The sequence below is a fragment of the Nostoc sp. DedQUE12b genome, assembly GCF_034530835.1.
Classification (GTDB): Bacteria; Cyanobacteriota; Cyanobacteriia; order Cyanobacteriales; family Nostocaceae; genus Nostoc.
In genome coordinates this window covers 39,170-56,090 of sequence record NZ_JAVRCI010000034.1, presented here as the reverse complement: position 1 = coordinate 56,090, position 16,921 = coordinate 39,170, and the positions used below count along the sequence as shown (strand labels likewise).

Annotated in this window: 11 protein-coding genes; 3 read left to right on the top strand and 8 right to left on the bottom strand. The window is 41.6% G+C overall.

Going from position 1 to position 16,921, the window contains the following annotated elements; genetic code table 11:
- The first annotated feature begins 20 nt into the window (after window positions 1-20).
- The gene (locus RMY16_RS17780) at window positions 21-5,648 is read left to right on the top strand and encodes a PAS domain S-box protein (protein ID WP_322737515.1); all 5,628 of its coding nucleotides are present in this window, start codon (window positions 21-23) and stop codon (window positions 5,646-5,648) included.
- 2 nt (window positions 5,649-5,650) lie between these two features.
- On the top strand, window positions 5,651-6,196 hold the full coding sequence (locus tag RMY16_RS17775; protein WP_322737514.1) for a hypothetical protein: 546 nt from the start codon (window positions 5,651-5,653) through the stop codon (window positions 6,194-6,196).
- Between the two features lie 205 nt (window positions 6,197-6,401).
- On the opposite strand, the gene RMY16_RS17770 is transcribed toward RMY16_RS17775, so the two are convergent.
- Window positions 6,402-8,165: a mechanosensitive ion channel family protein gene (locus RMY16_RS17770; RefSeq protein WP_322737513.1), complete on the bottom strand. Its 1,764-nt coding sequence runs from the start codon at window positions 8,163-8,165 to the stop codon at window positions 6,402-6,404.
- Between the two features lie 386 nt (window positions 8,166-8,551).
- Here RMY16_RS17770 and RMY16_RS17765 point away from each other — a divergent pair, with 386 nt between their 5' ends.
- Entirely contained in the window at window positions 8,552-9,181 is a 630-nt protein-coding gene (locus RMY16_RS17765) for a hypothetical protein (protein WP_322737512.1), read from the top strand.
- A gap of 414 nt (window positions 9,182-9,595) precedes the next feature.
- Here RMY16_RS17765 and RMY16_RS17760 read toward each other — a convergent pair whose 3' ends face one another.
- The 7 genes from RMY16_RS17760 to RMY16_RS17730 all read right to left on the bottom strand — a co-directional run bounded on the left by RMY16_RS17760 (window position 9,596) and on the right by RMY16_RS17730 (window position 16,414).
- Window positions 9,596-10,297, bottom strand: coding sequence for a hypothetical protein (locus RMY16_RS17760; protein ID WP_322737511.1), 702 nt, complete (start codon window positions 10,295-10,297; stop codon window positions 9,596-9,598).
- A gap of 335 nt (window positions 10,298-10,632) precedes the next feature.
- On the bottom strand, window positions 10,633-11,400 hold the full coding sequence (locus tag RMY16_RS17755) for a phosphatase PAP2 family protein (protein WP_322737534.1): 768 nt from the start codon (window positions 11,398-11,400) through the stop codon (window positions 10,633-10,635).
- Between the two features lie 36 nt (window positions 11,401-11,436).
- Window positions 11,437-12,678 (bottom strand): hypothetical protein, encoded by a 1,242-nt coding sequence (locus tag RMY16_RS17750; RefSeq protein WP_322737510.1) that lies wholly within the window; start codon window positions 12,676-12,678, stop codon window positions 11,437-11,439.
- 522 nt (window positions 12,679-13,200) lie between these two features.
- Window positions 13,201-13,935 (bottom strand): glutathione peroxidase, encoded by a 735-nt coding sequence (locus RMY16_RS17745; protein WP_322737509.1) that lies wholly within the window; start codon window positions 13,933-13,935, stop codon window positions 13,201-13,203.
- A 77-nt stretch (window positions 13,936-14,012) separates the two neighbouring features.
- Entirely contained in the window at window positions 14,013-14,942 is a 930-nt protein-coding gene (locus tag RMY16_RS17740; RefSeq protein ID WP_322737507.1) for an alpha/beta hydrolase, read from the bottom strand.
- A 22-nt stretch (window positions 14,943-14,964) separates the two neighbouring features.
- Complete coding sequence (locus RMY16_RS17735) at window positions 14,965-15,789, bottom strand: SDR family oxidoreductase (RefSeq protein WP_322737506.1); 825 nt, start codon at window positions 15,787-15,789, stop codon at window positions 14,965-14,967.
- Between the two features lie 139 nt (window positions 15,790-15,928).
- Window positions 15,929-16,414 (bottom strand): glutathione peroxidase, encoded by a 486-nt coding sequence (locus RMY16_RS17730; protein WP_322737505.1) that lies wholly within the window; start codon window positions 16,412-16,414, stop codon window positions 15,929-15,931.
- Between the last annotated feature and the right edge of the window lie 507 nt (window positions 16,415-16,921).

The following is a 16,921-nucleotide window of genomic DNA, read 5'->3' as shown; positions in this document are numbered from 1 at the left end:
ATATTTAACAGGAGTCGTTAATGAGTACACAACAGCTAAAGCAGGTAAAGCAATTGCAAGCCACTGTGAACAAGATGGAAGTAACACTGGGTGCGATCGCTGATGCTGTAGTCTGGGTAGGAGAAGACCGACTCATTCAATGGTGCAATTCTCGCTTTGAGTCTTTGGTAAACCAACCTCACGCTACTGTCTGCGGTGCGAAGTTAACTGACTTGCTACCCCTCACACAATTAGGACAACCAGTTGCTTTGCCTTGCTATCCTGATGTGCAGATACTCAATGGGGAGTATGAAACAACAAATTATCAGTTGCAGCAAGATGAGCAAATAACATTACAAATTTCCGGTAGCTGTACCGGATTGACTAGCGATCGCTGTGCAATACTGGTAATTCGGGATATCACGCTGACTCAACGAACCCAAGAATCCTTGCAAGAGATTGAGGAGCGTTTGCAGACATTAATTAACGCTACACCCGATATTATCTGTTTAAAAGACGGCGAGGGAAAATGGCTGCTGTCAAACCAGGCTAACCTAGAATTTTTAGAGCTACAAGGCGTTGATTATCTAGGCAAAAAAGATTCAGAACTAGCAGAATTTAGCAATTTTTATCATGATGCTTTGCTCAACTGTGATCAAACAGATGAGCGAGCTTGGCAATTGGGATGTGTGCATCGGGTAGAAGAAGCTATTCCTCGCCCTGATGGGACAGTGAGCAGTTTAGATATGATTAAAGCTCCCCTATTTCACCACGATGGTAGACGCAAAGCTCTGGTCGTTTTAGGGCGGGATTTGAGCGAACGCAAACAAACCCAAGTAGCTTTAGAAAACTCTCTATCTTTGTTAAGCGCTATCTTTGAATCGATTCAAGATGGTATATTAGTAGTCGATAGCTCAAGTAATATCACTAGTTATAACCAAAAGTTCTTAGAAATGTGGTCAATTCCACCAGGACTTTTGACGGAACCAGATCATCCTCAGCGACTAGCGTATCTGGCAAATCAACTAAAAGATCCCGATGGATTTTTGCAACGAGTCCGAGAATTATATTCACAGCCAGAATTAGTTAGTTACGACTGGCTAGAACTGGAAGATGGCAGAGTATTTGAGCGCTACTCTTGTCCTCAGCGCATCGGCGAACAAATTATTGGTAGAGTGTGGAGCTTCCGCGACATCACCCAACGCCAAAGAGCAGAAGAAGCACTGCGACAAAGTGAATTACAATACCGCAGTATTTTTGAAGCAATCAATGATGGACTATTTATTACTGACATAGAGACTGAAAAAGTCGCCGAAGTTAATCCGGCGGCTTGTCAGATGCATGGTTACTCTTATGAAGAATTTCTCACTTTACATCCATCTGCTTATATTCACCCAGACTCACATTCTGTTTTTCTAGAGTTTTTCGAGAAAACCCGATATGGTGAGCAATTTTATGGACAAGCAGTTGATATCTGCAAGGATGGCACTTTCATAGATGTGGAAGTCAAAGGAACGACTTGCATTTACAATGGCAAGCGACACATTTTAGCAATAGTCCGGGACATCACTGCTCGCAAACGCACTGAGGAAGCCTTACGTCAAAGCGAAGTCCAGTACCGGGATTTGGTGCAAATAGCCAACTGCATCATTCTGCGTTGGGACGGCAATGGTAACATTATATTTTTAAATGACTACGGTCAAAGGCTTTTTGGTTTCGATTTAGATGAAATTACAGGAAGCAATGTTATCGGCACAATTGTTCCAGAAACAGAAACTTCTGGGCGCGATTTGCAGACATTAATGGTTGATATTTGTGAGCATCCAGAAAACTATCTATTTAACGAAAACGAGAACTTATGTAAAAATGGCGATCGCGTCTGGATTGTTTGGGCGAATAAACCCATTTTAGATGCCCAAGGAAACTTAATCGAAATTCTTTCAGTCGGCACAGATGCTACAGAACGCAAACGTGCCGAAGCGGCCCTCCAAGAAAGTGAATTAAAATTCCGTAGCATTGTGGAAAATGCCAACGATCTGATATTTGTCCTCTCAGCAGAGGGAATTTTTACTTATCACTCGCCGAATGTGACTGTGCTGATGGGCTATAGCCTAGAGGAAATTGAAGGTCATTCTGTAGTGGAGTTTACCAAGCCGGAAGATTTAGCAATTAGCGCCACTGCCTTACAAAGGGCTTTAACTGGTGAAAAGCTGACTGATATTGAAGTAAGATTGCGACACAAAAACGGTAGCTGGCGATGGTTCAACTTTAACACTTCCACAATTAACACTCCCAGTGGTGAAATTGCGATCGCTGGTGTGGGACGCGACATCACAGAACGCAAGCAAGTAGAAGAAGCCTTGCGTCGTAGTGAAATGAAATACCGCAATATCTTTGAAAATTCCCAAGTGGGGATTTTTCGTACCTGCCAAAAAGATGGATTGATAATCGATGCTAATCAACGTGGTGCCGAGATATTAGGTTTTACCTCTGCTGCTGACTTAATTGGCAAGTATTTCACAACCGATTTATATATCAATCCAGACGATCGCGCACTACTTTTAGCAGAGTTAGAAGAGTCCGGTGAAGTTTGCAATTTTGAAGTAGCACTGCGACGCTTGGATGGATCTGTTGTTTGGGTACTGTTGTCACTTCGTCTCAACGCCGAAGAATCCTGTTTGGATTCTGTTTTTACAGATATTAGCGAACGCAAACAGCAAGAACAAGCTTTACGGTTAATTGTTGAGGGCACCGCAGCTAAAACAGGTGATGATTTTTTCAATTCCTGCGTTCGTTACCTTGCCGAAGTATTGCAAGTTCAATATGCCCTAGTGACTGAGTTTGATGATCCAAAAACGAGAGTCCGCACTTTGGCATTTTGGCCTTGCGGGGCTATTAACAAGAACTTGGAATATGATTTGCACGGTACTCCTTGTGAACATACCTTGCGAGGCGACCTCTGTCATTACCCGCAAGCAGTACAAGCTAGTTTCCCAGAAGATGCAGATTTAGTGAGGATGAATGCCGAGAGTTTTTTTGGCGTTCCTCTCACCAGTTCATCCGGCGAAATCATCGGACATCTAGCAGTGATAGATGTCAAACCCATGAAGCCCGATCCGGGACGGGAACTGATTGTGAAAATCTTTGCTGCCCGTGCCGGTGCCGAATTAGAACGCAAACTTGCAGAAGCAGCCTTACAACAAAGTGAGTTAAAGTTTCGCACTATCGTTGAAAAGGTCAACGATATGCTGTTTGTCATCAATCCTGATGGGGTATTCAACTATATTTCTCCTAATATATTGAACACTACCGGATTTGCCCCCAGCGAAATGGAAGGTAATTCCTTGGCATCCTTTACTCATCCCGATGATGTGCCAATCTGTTTTGAAGCCGCCCAAACTATCTTGGCAACAGGTGAGGGAATTTCGGGAACTGAGTACCGCGCCAAACATCGAACTAAAGGCTGGGTTTGGCTAACTGCTAATGCAGTCCGCACACAAGATGCCCAAGGTAATTTTCAGATTGTAGGTGTAGCTCGTGATATTAGCGATCGCAAACAAGCAGAAGCAGCCTTGCAACGTCGTACTCAAGCCGAAAGTTTAATCAGCAGCATTTCTCGGCAATTTATTGACCAAGATTTAGCAACAGCAATTAATTTTACACTTCGAGCGATCGCTCAATTTATTGATGCTGAACACAGTTGCATCTTTGAATACTCCCAGGATAAACGTGAATTCAACCTCATCCACGAATGGTGTGGTGAAGATGTTTCGCCATTAATTGATATTGCCAGAGGTTCGCCTGTGGAAGTTTTCCCCTATTTCTACGAGCCGATTCTCCGCGGTAGGCATAGACAAATCTCTTGTGTGGAAGATTTACCGCCGCATCTACCTGAGCGAAAACTTTTTGAAAGTATGTCGTTTCAATCTATACTTGCTGTGCCAATGGTTCATGCTGGCAAAGTAGTTGGGTTTGTTGGTGCAGCGATGATTTACTACTCAAAAACCTGGAACCAAGAAGATATTAATCTATTAAAACTGGCAGGTGAAATAATTGCGATCGGTCGAGCTAGACACCAGGCGGAAGAAGCGCTGAGAATTGCCAAAGAAGCCGCTGAAACTGCCAACCGAGCCAAAAGTGCTTTTTTGGCTAACATGAGTCACGAACTCCGTACCCCTCTAAATGCGATTCTGGGTTTTTCTCAATTAATGGAGCGAGACACTAGCCTCAACTCAAACCAGCGTGAATCATTAGCTACCATTAACCGCAGTGGAGAACACTTGCTTAACCTGATTAACGATGTTTTGGAAATGTCCAAAATTGAAGCTGGACAAATTATTTTCAATCCAGAAGATTTCGACCTTTATCTGTTGTTGCAAACACTACAAGAGATGTTCAAAGTGCGGACACAGGCAAAGCAATTGTTTCTCAAATTTGAAATGGCTCCCAATCTCCCCCGTTACATCCAAACAGATGAAGGTAAACTCCGCCAAGTTCTCATAAACCTTTTGGGTAACGCCGTCAAGTTTACTCAGAATGGGGGAGTAACGTTGCGGGTAAGAATGGGGAGTGAGGAGCAGGGGAGCAGGGGAGCAGGGGAGCAGGGGAGCAGGGGAGAAGTTGCAGTAAGTCTTTCCCCTCTACCCCTCTGCCCTTCGGTTACTGAGCGTAGCCGAAGTGCTGCCCCTCTGCCTCTCTGCCCCTCTGCCTCTTCCCACTCCCTACACTTTGAAGTCCAAGACACTGGACGGGGAATAGCACCAGAAGAAATGAATAACCTGTTTCAGCCTTTTGTCCAGACAACAAGTGGTATCCAAACTAAGGAGGGAACCGGACTCGGGCTGACTATCAGCCGTCAATTTGTGCGGTTGCTGGGAGGCGATATTCACTTGACGAGTAGCGTTGGACAAGGGTCTACTTTTAGCTTTGACATCCAAGTGAATTTAGCCGCAGCTTTAAAAGCTGCACCAAAATTAAATAAGGGACGCGTACTCAAGCTGGCAGAAGACCAAGCTGCTTACCGTATTCTGATAGTAGATGACCGCAAAGAAAATCGCGATTTAATTGTGCAACTTCTTGGTAGCATTGGTTTTGAAATTCAGGCTGCAACTAATGGGCAAGAAGCGATCGCTATTTGGCAAACCTGGCAACCTCACCTAATTTGGATGGATATGCGGATGCCTGTCATAAACGGCTACGATGCAACTAAAGAAATTAGAGCCAGGGAAAAAAATACAACTACAAATTTCCACACCGTAATTATTGCCCTAACTGCCAGTGCTTTTGAAGAGCAACAGGCAAGTATCTTAGCCGCAGGTTGCGATGATTTGGTTCGTAAGCCATTCCGAGAGCAAGTGATTTTTGAAAAAATCGCTGAATATTTGCAAGTGCGTTATATCTGTGCAGAAGAAAGCAATGAAGATGCAACAGACAACAATCAAGAGAATACTCAATCTACTATCTTGGATCTTCGCTCTGCAATTACCATTATGCCTGCCCAATGGCTAATAGAACTGAATCAGGCAGCCGTTGAAGTCGATGCGGAAAGGATTTTGCAACTAATTGAGCAAATTCCCCAAACTCATTCTGCTTTGGCAGAAAAATTGGCAAATTTAGTCCGCAACTTTTGCTTCGATGAAATTATCGACTTAACTGAGGAAAATATCTAATTATGAATAGCAAAACTAAATTCTTGACTTTTGTCACCGTAATGCTAACAGTTTCTTCTTTGACTATTAGCACAGTTGTCGCCAAGGCGAAACTAACCAATCAGTCAAAACTGTTTATTAACGGTATTGGCACAGTACAAGTTGGCATGACTGTTCCTCAAGCGGCAAAGGCTGCTGGTACTAAGCTAGTGGGCGATTCACCAAATAACAATTGCTATTATGTTAAGCCAGAAAACGAACCCAAAAATCTTTCGTTCATGGTGACAAAAGGTCGGATTTCTAGAGTAGATGTGCGGGAAAATACACAGATTGCTACCCTCAAAGGTGCAAAAATTGGCGACACCGAAGCGCAAATCAAGTCTCTTTACCCAGGACAAATTCAAGTCACACCTCATAAATATCTCCAAAACGGACATTACCTAACTTTCATCCCGAAAGACCGTAGCGATCGCAACTACCGTGTAGTTTTCGAGACTGATGGTAAGCTTGTCACTGAATTTAGAGCGGGTAAATTGCCAGAAGTTGAATATGTTGAGGGCTGTTCTTAATCTAATCATCTTGCAAAAAAGTTTTGTAGTGTATTGATATCATGTCCGGCTAATTAGTTATAATTCCCTTTCTCTTTCTCTATGCAGAAAGCCCAAAAACCCATCCCCTCTGCCCCTCTGCCCCTCCGCTCCTCTGCGGTCTTAATGATAAGTCTTTAACCGGACATGATATGAAGGGTTAAAATTGTCAAAAATTTAACTATCCTCAATTTGCATCAATCTGAATCTTGTTTGCTTCAAAGGCTTGCCGCACCCGTAGACGGAACTCTCGCCCAACGTTCCATTGTTCCATAGGTGCGGTTTTAATCCAGACGCGCACTAACATACCCATGTGGGATACGTCATCAATCCCCAACACTTGAGGCGATTCTAGCAGGCGATCGCGCCATTCTACCTCGCTATACAATTGTTTGCATACTTGCTTGAGAATCTCTAAAACCTGCTTAGGGTCGTTTTCATACGCCACTACAATAGAAAAGTCTACCCGCGACCAGAGACGGGTGAGATTGCTGACATTCATAATATTGCTATTGGGAATGGTAATTAGTTTACCTTCGTTATTACGTAGTTGAGTCACCCGCAGGTTGAGATTTTCCACTAGTCCGCTTTTATCCCCAATCTCAATTACATCTCCCACAGCAAATTGATCCTCCATCAAAATCAAGCAGCCATTGACCAAATCTTTAATCAGACTTTGGGAACCAAGAGAAATGGCGATACCGATCACAGCGCCCCCTGCCAAAATTGAACTGGTGGGCATATTAAATGCGTTTAGAGAATGCAAGATACCCAAGGTAATGAAAATAAAGGTGATTAATCCTTTGAGTGCCCCGGAAACTGTTGCAGCTCGTAGCGCAATCCGTTGAGTTTCACTCAAAGGGAGAGAGGAATGGGTTGTCCAGACATCAGTGAGGCGGTCAATTAAGGTTTTGCCGATCCGAATAACAAGACTGATGAAAAACCAAATAATCAATAGCGCCAGGGGCCTAGCTAAAGCGTCCTTCGACCATCTCATGAGGTAGGGGACGCTATACATGATGACCACAATCCCGATGTACCACATCAGAATAAATGCCCAAAACAGTAGCCATGTGAGCAGAGAATAGATCCCCAGTTGGCGCTTGAGGCTGAACTGTCGCTGGATCATTTCTAGAAACTGCGATCGCTGATGGGCGATCGTGTCTGTCTTTATTTGACTGTCGCTGGTTTCTATTGTGTCAATAGTTGTGGATGTTTCTGCCTCAGATTGCTTGACCACACCCTGTTTTACCGCAACTATCTGCTCTTGATGGCGAACTTCCAATGCCGTCTGTTTGCGAATTAGAGTTCGGCGCAGTAACCACAACACAACACTCCCCAACACTAAGCCGACGCTGATTTGTAGTGCCTGCCCAATTCGTTGCCACAATATCTCATGCGAGAAGAGTCTATTAATGCGTTCCACTTCTGCTTGTAATATTTTTTGCCACTCCTGCGCCAATTCTTCCAGAGTTTTCCCGTGGTAGTCAGCATCTGGCTCTGTTACTGTCACCAGCCTCAAAGGACGGGTCGTTTGATCGTCACTGAGTTGGAGGATTGAATCCTGATTCAGAATGGCAATAGAAACCACAGGAGTTTGTTTAGCTTTATTAGTTCGGTCGAGCGCTCGCATCAGCCGTTGCGTAATTTCTTCGGCACGTACCTCTACTGGAAGAGATCCGTCTGGCGGTTGGCTACGATTAAAAACAGTGGGAGAGACAATCTCAAACAAGGAGTCTCTGTCTAAGGGGGAATACACAGAGGCAATTTCATACATTCCAAGGCGGGTAACACCCTTAGGTGGCTGGTGCGGGTCGTTGGAGGCTGCGGTAGGTAAGGAAGGCAGTTGACTGTGAGCGATCGCACTCCAACCAAGTACTATTGCGATCGTCATCACACTGACTAGCACAAACCGAATTATTGAATGGAGGAAGCGATTAAACAGGAACATATCTATGGTCAAGTGATTGAGTAACTGATATTAGTGTCGGTCATCGTCCGACTTTAATTTTTTATCATTAATTAATTTGAGAGATTTTAGGACAAGTAAAATGGCAATTTTATCTCCATATGGTCTTCAATTAGTAGCAGGTCTAAATCTCTCACACTTTTAATTCTGACTTGCTTTTTCTAAATTATTCTTCAATAGAAAAATCTGGCGATGCCTGCGGTTTTTGCTAGCCTACGCTTCCTATACAAAAGCTCTAGAATTCAAAAATGGCAAAAGTTCTTGGATGACAAAACAAGGTTAAGAAAGTTTGCAAGTGTTAACTAGCAAATACATATTTAGGGGGATGATATAAAATGCGATCTTCGTTGTCATAACTGAGGAGTTTTATGGCGATCAAATCTTCAAATTCGTTTTTAGCGGTAGCACTGGCGATCGCTTCTTTGAGTTTTCCCGTATCCGTCAAAGCCGATACCGTAAATGCCCGTTGCGATGTATTCCCCAAAGGAGAAGACCGCGCCACATCCTCTGGCCCTTGTACCTTTTCCCAACGTCAGGGTGCGGTTAGCATTCAACTAGAAAATGGTAATAGCTATGACTTGCTCCCTTCGGGTAATCGACCCGGCAATTATCGCGATCGAAATGGTGATGCTGCCTATCGACAATCTGGACTTGGCGATCGAGGACAGATTTATCGTCTCGCCAATGAGTCGATTTTTGTCTATTGGGATACATCTGCCAATCAACAAAACTCAGGTAACAGAAATCGGAGAGCTGCTGCTAGGCGTCAGCCGGAAGCGGGTACTACCGTCTCTCGGTTGAGCGATTTAGTGGGAGCAAGGGCAGGACAGGCAGAAAACACAGTGAAAAAACGGGGCTATCGATGGGTCAAGAGTGATGATTCGGGCTACAGCTACTGGCTAGAAGGCAAAACCAACTACTGTGTAACAATTCAAACAGATCAAGGACGCTATCAATCGATCGTTTACACGGGGAATTCAGAGGATTGTAAGAATTAGTTGCTATCTGGACAAACAATCCAATTTAGAAGTGTATTTTTATATAGGACTAGTATTTGATTTTTGAAAAGATACGTAGGGTGTGTAGCTACGAGAGTATGGCACTATCATCAAGGGTTTGGTGCGTTACGAACTGCGTTCTAACACACCCTACAATACCTAATTCTGTTCAAAAATCAAATATGATTCCTATATAACAGTTGAAAGTGCCGAATGTGAGATAAAAACTGCAAAGACATGGGTTTCGTCTTTGTCTTTATATAGCCGTCGCCAGTAGTGTTAGGACATCAACAGACGATCGAACCTAGACACAAAAAGACTTTTCACCCAGTCCCCATTACCCCTTATCCCCAGAGGGGGCCCCACCTTCCCCAGTCCCCAGTCCCCAGCTATAAAACCCAACAATACAACAGACTAAAAACGAGTTCTGCTATTGCTCCAATCGCCGGAATCGCAATTACCACGGAAATGCTCAATCCCATTAATGGCAATCCGTCCACTGCGTCGATCGATCTCAACACGCGGATGATTTAGCCCATTTACTTGGTATTTTCCCGTGATTTGCTCAGGTGTGACACGGAGATCCTTGAGGTTCCACCATCCATCAGTACCGCCTGAATTAATTGGCGGAATGAGCCTTCCGCCCAGATGAATTTTTCCCTGCATATTACGAATCTCGACTTGAACCTCGGAATCGAATTCCTTTGTCGAAGACTCTATACGATTTTGCAGTTCATAGCGATGACGACGTGAGTTCCATCCATAGCTGTTGCGGCTTTCAAGACTTGGTTTGCGACCTTCACCATAGCAGATTAAGGTCAGTCTTTGGCGTATTGAGTCTTCACTGTTGCGCTCAGATGCGCCTTGCTCCCGGAGATAGGTATCGATCGCAGTTTGAGCTTTACCAATTTCTCTTGAACTACAGGAACGACCATTTTGAAGTAGCTCTCCTTGAGGGCTAAAAAGGACAGTGCAACCGCTTCCTCGTGTCATCCCCGTCACACTTAAATTACCATTGTCTATAGTATCGATTATCGCTTGAGCATTCACAGAACTTGCGACTGTAAGCGTAAGTAAACCCAGTGCGATCGGCGTTAAAGCCCGCAAAGTTTTCATTGTTATGTTGATTGTTGTTTTAAATAGATATGAATTATTGGATAACTCTATCACCAAGAGGTTGAATGGTAAAGTCAGTAGATCGAAAAGTTTTGCCAACGCCAAAAATAATAGCCTATAATACCGTTTTTGGATAATAAGTTATTAGCTTTACTTACGAAACGAGTTTCTGACAAAAAAATAAAAAACCATATTTTGAGATACAATTTTTGAATTCAAAATAATCTTACTGAAGCCGATAATCCAGAGCGATACCTTCTCCCAAAATTGGGAGAAAGGGAGCCAATTACAAAGTCCCTCTCCTTTGGGAGAGGGATTTAGGGTGAGGGCTAAAATTACTCCTCATTTATCGACTTTATTTCTTCTGGGAGTAAAGTAGTTTCATCTTTAGGACGTTCGCCATCTACGGATTTGGCTATAGTTCTATACGGTTTGATAATTAGACTGACACCAATTGTCCAACCTAATGCAACCATCCAACCTGCGAGAATGTCGCTAGGAAAATGAACCCCCAGATAGAGGCGACACCACGCAATCGCGATGATGTATAAGCTGCCAAATATGAGAATCAACCAGCGCCAAGAGGTAGCCCAAGTTAAAAATAACAAAATTGCTACCAATGTTACACTCGTCATCGCATGAGCGCTGGGAAATGCAAAAGTAGACTCAGGTGCAATGGACTGCCACAATTGTGGACGCACTCGATGCATTAATTGTTTTGCTGTACGGTTGATGATGACGCTTCCTGCTGAGGCGGTGAGTAAATAAGCTAGCGATCGCCAGCGTTTTTGAAGTAGTAGCATCAGTGCGATCGCCCCCAAAATCACCATCGCCGTCCAAGGCAACCCAATTGTAGCTAGGGTGACAGCTAAAACATCTAACTGTGGGTTTGTGGTAGAATGAACTGCTAACAGAATCGGCACATCCCACGGAAATCCCGCTTGATTCTCCCATATCCTCACTGTCAGGATTTCAAATATCTGCAAAGGTAAATAGACTCCGATCAAAAGGAGTAAGAGCGATCGCCAACGAGCAATCAACAGGTTTTTCAGAAAATCAAGTGGCGATTTACTCTCTTTATTGATTTGTTTCTCTTTTTCCATATCTAAGTTAAAAGGGTCGATCGACGATTTCACTGATTACAAATTACTGGAAACTTGAGAAGTTCCACAATGTTTACAGTACGACAAATGCTTATAAGTAAGATTATGACAATTATGGCATTCAATGTACTGATAATAACCGCAGTGTGGACAGTAAGTATCAAGATGTCGAATTTTCTTGGCACAATTGACACATCGTGATTTTTGAACTCTGCTAGCTGCTTGGACTTTAGTGTTAAAGACAAATTTTTGAAAAAACTGGATGATTCCAAAACCAATAACTGGAATTAGCAAGATATAAACATAATTTATCAGGAAAAGTAAACCGCCAAAAATGGCACTTATTATATCAAATAAAAATTTAAATATTGCACCTATTTGCAGAAATTCAAATATTTTGACTATTAATGGGATAAAAAAGATAACTAGCAAATGCCAGCTAATTAGCGAGACGAGTCCATATCCTCTTCTTTGGGAAAATTTATGAATTAATAAAGCAATGAGAATCAGTGGTAAAAGAAAGAGAGACTGAAAACTAAGTTGGATACTTGGATACCAAAATGATGCCTGCTGATAGCCTTTGTCAACTTGTTGGAATCGACTGTCATCTTTCAGAAACGCTATAAAACTAAGACTTTCCGGTTTAGCAAGCAGTTCATTTTTAAGAGTAAAATTTTCTTGCTGAAGAGTAGAAATTTGGCGATTATTTGCTTCTAATGTCTGTTTAGCTTTTTCAGCACTGACTTGATTAATTGATTGTTCGCGATTCTGTCCGGCAATTTTTTCTAAGAGCGTTGAGTCATACTGAGATTTAATCGTGCTATTTGCTTGTTCGAGTCTACTAATTTTTGCTTGTTTTTGATCGATAGTTTGGATAATTTTCTGCTTTTCAGAAATCTTAATCTTATCTTTGTAATCGGCATATTGCAAACACGTTTGAGAAACCTTACCTAGATGTCCTACTTCGGCTTGTTGATAGTTTCCCCGAAAACTAAATTGACTGTTTGTGTAAGATGACAATGAAAGTCTAATAATTTCATAGTCTTTATCTTTAGTAGTTTTTACTCGATAATTTTGCCACTCTGAATAACATGGATAAGTTTCAGTTGGACTGATATGCCATCTGCTAATATCATCGAGTCCGGTAAAAACATTAATTAAGATAAAGATATCAACTATAATAATCACAATCAAACTGACTTTATTCAGTGGTTCGTTGTTGATTGTTCTGGAATTACTAAAAAATTGACTCCAAATTCGGCGAATTCTGGCAAACATATTGTCTTTTAAAGAAATGTAAATTTAATCCGAATCAATTTTATGCGATCGGTAGTGAATAGCTGGACAAAAATACATCTACCCATCTGAAGATTTGTTAACTGCTGACGAAAAACAAAATCCCCGACAACTTTTACGAAGTCGGGAACCTGTGGTTTTCAATTTTCACAAATCAGGCTACGGTCAAAAATATCATGACTTTTACCTGAAACTGACACAGTTGATGGCTGTGCAACTCTACTTAGGTGATTTCTCACAAAGAATATACCCAGGTTGACGAGTTTCGACTTCACTCAACTCTCAATCCCTTAGTTGGTTGAGCGAAGTCGAAACCAACGGCGACGGTAGATTTATTAACGGAAATTGCCTTAATACCGCTCGGTTTAAGAATATTCGTAGGTTGGGTTGAGCAATAGCGAAACCCAACAAACCACACCAAATATTGGGTTTCGTTCCTCAACCCAACCTACACATTTCTATTTTTTAGGCAAAACCTATGCAGTATTGCAACTCTACTCAACCCTATTTAGCAGCGAAGTAGGCTTCTAATGCCTCAGAACCACCAATTAATTTACCATCGATAAATACTTGGGGAACTGTTGTCGCACCCGCAACTGCTTTTAATGACCGTGTGGTGATATCCTTACCCAAGGTAATTTCTTCGTAGTTGATGCCATGTTCCTTGAGCATTGCCTTAGCACGGGCACAGAAGGGACAACCCACTTTCGCAAACAGAGAAACTACTTCGGGCTTGACTGCTTGGGGGTTGATATATCTAAGCATTGTCTCAGCATCAGATACTTTAAAGGGATCTCCTGGCTCATCTGGCTCAATAAACATCTGGTTAATTACACCATCTCTAACCAGCATAGAATACCGCCACGATCGCTTCCCAAATCCCAAGTCTGATTTGTCTACCAGCATACCCATACCTTCAGTAAATTCACCATTACCATCGGGAATGAGTGTGATATTTTCTGCCTCTTGAACTTTTGCCCATTCGTTCATCACAAAGGGATCATTGACAGAAATACAGATAATGTCATCGACTCCATTTTGTTTGAAAACCCCAGCTAACTCGTTATAACCAGGAAGATGAGTTGATGAACAAGTCGGAGTATAAGCACCTGGTAAAGAGAAGACAACCACTGTCTTACCAGCAAATAGCTCATCCGTTGTCACATCCACCCACTCGTTGTTCAAGCGAGTATGAAAAGTGACATTTGGTACTCTTTGTCCTCGGCGATTAGGTAACATAATTTTGCTTGCCTTTAGTAATCAATTCCAGTCATAACCTATCATGGGAGAACTGGTACAATGTAACTATCAATCAGCTAAAAGACTTTATTAATGAATGGAGCGATCGCTGCTACAAACTCAGTGGTTGATTCATAGGGTAAAACATTACGCCCATTTATTTTTATACCTTGACTTTTAGGGAAACAAGCAAGATACTGAGCCAAGCGTTCATCTGGCGTTTCTTTTTTATTATCTTGGCTAATACTCGATGCAATTTCCCCCATAACTGCTAATGTTGGTTGCTGAATCGAGGCAATAAAACTAGTATAATCATCTCGCCAAAACCCTGCTAAAAAAGAAAATACTGCATGGCGACTAGCAGTATTTTCTGCACCTGCAACCAATGTATTTAACCACTCTGCATCCACAGCATTTTCAGAAGCAAAGAGTTGGCGAATCGAAAAAGAACGTAAAAATTTTGGGGTGCGTGCATAACGATAAAAAGCACTGCCAAAAGGCGAATCTAACACATTCCAAAGGAATTTTTCCTGCCATTTTGGTGGTTTATTTGTCATCAAAGCCCACGTTGGCGGCCCAGAAAGTACCAGTCCGGCAATTAAATTTGGTTCCTTTTGAACTAATTGGATGGCAACTGGCAATAAAGCGCCTTGTACTACTAAAATAACAGGTTTTTGAACTACTGTTTGTAAAAAGGACTGCAACTGTTCTGCCCAATCGCTAGGAGTATAAGCTACATAGGGCATATCACTTTCACCACATCCTAGTAAATCAGGGTTGTAAATTGAATTACGCTGACCTGAATTATACCACTCGCGGCAAAATCGCTGCCAAAATCGCCGCGACAATCCCACGCCAATCGGATGAATTAACAATAAGGGAACGCCTTCAGATGTTGTATTAATTGGTTGATGAACTTCGTAGGCACAACGATAATTCTGCCAACTGTAAAACTGGCTAGGAGATGCTGTCAAATTGTTTGTGTTCGCTACAGCAGATGGTTGCATAATTCCTAGTTTTTAATACTTGCTAAAAAATTATCTGTGGATGAATCAACTCGTATCCAGCTTCTTTGAGCTTTTCATTCGATACCCAAGCATTATATGGGCGAGTATTTTTGATAGATGTATCCCATTCTACTTTGGGTAAATTATGTTTTTCAAATAAGCTATCTAGTAATTCTCGGCTGGTGAGATGTGCATCATCTACCAGATTGTAAATTCCTTGCAAACGACGGTGACGGGCAAATTCTATTGCACCAACAATATCATCTAGATGAACCCAATTTGTGGTATCTTCACCATTGCCTGGACGGGTTGTACCAGAATATCTACCAAATATTTTCAACAGTTCTCTACCAGTTCCATAAATCCCTCCTAAGCGGAAGATACAAACACGGAGATTTTCGCTAGATGCTGATAGTAACACCTCTTCTGTTTTTCGGAGAATTTGGGCATTTAAATTAGGAGGCGCAAGCGGTGTTTCTTCATCTACCCATACGCCATTTCTGTCACCATATACGGCATAGCTACCTGTGTATATTAATTGTTTTACACTCTTAATCTGCTGTAAGCACGAAACTAAAGTTTGGGCAGTTTGTAGATAAGCTTCTTCATAAACTTCACTATTTTTTGCCCCAACACTCAAAAGTACAACATCTTGATTATGCAAAACTGATTTTAGACCATCTATGTCATTACCACAGGTAACTACAACTCTTTGAGATACTGATTGTAGGGCAGGGACACGCTCAGATGAAGTTGTGGTTACACTGACGACAAAATTCATATTTTGTTGCCAATATTGAGCAACTTTATAACCAACATAACCACAACCAATGATTGCAACGTTCATGACAAATTAGACACAAATAAATTAAACTACTCATTGAGACGATTTTCTCAATTAAGGGGCTGGACTTAAATAAATTTAACAGTCCAGAACTAACAGTCAATAGTTAATAGTACAGAAAATTTTACCTAATGACTAATGACTAGTTTGCTAATTCCTTCTCAATTGTGGCAATTAGCTCTGGTGAATTTGGCTGGACACTACTATTAAATCGAGCTACTACTTCACCTTGCTTATTAACTAAAAATTTTTCAAAGTTCCAAGCAACAGTTCCTGTTGGCTCAACGGCTTTAGTAAGTCGCTCATAAAGTGGATGCTGCTGTGAGCCTTTGGCATGAACTTTATCGAATAGTTCAAAGGTAACACCATATTTACTAGTGCAGAATTGTACGATTTCTTCATTGCTTCCTGGTTCCTGCGCTCCAAAATCGTTACAAGGGAATCCTAAAATACGTAAACCTGCTTCTCTATACTTTTGGTTCAACTTTTCTAACCCCTCATATTGAGAAGTATAACCACAGAAGGAAGCCAAATTTACAATTAAGAGTACCTTCCCTGTGTAGTCGTTTAATTGCTTATCTTCACCGTTGATGGTCTTGACTGCAATATCCAAAATTGTCTTACTCATCTTAAATCTGATTGATAGGGAATATTGCCAAGTCTCCCATATTACAGGTACTCTAAACTCGGTTTCTTTAAGGATAAGGAAATTAGGTTTGTTAGCCTTGTTGTAACAATTCTATGTGAGTCGTGTAGTTGCAAAACGCTGTATCTTGGATAAATAGCTCGACCAAGCTGCTATCTCAGCATAAGTGTGGGAAATCTGCGTTGCTTTTAATACAAAATTTTGATTGTATTTATGAAATGATATACCTTCTAAAGTCAGAAAGAATAAACTATCTGTATAAAAAGTTAACAATATCCAGAATTATCCAACTTATCATATCGGAAAATACGCAGCTATAAAAGATATAATTGCTTTTTTGTTGCATCATGAGTTATGTTTCATCACAAAAACCGAAAAAATGTGTTTTATGATACAGTTTTTTTGTTTGAGTAAATAGAAAATCAGTCAAATTTATCCGTTTAGGCATAAATTTACCAAAGTGAAATTAGGAACTAGTCTCATAATTTC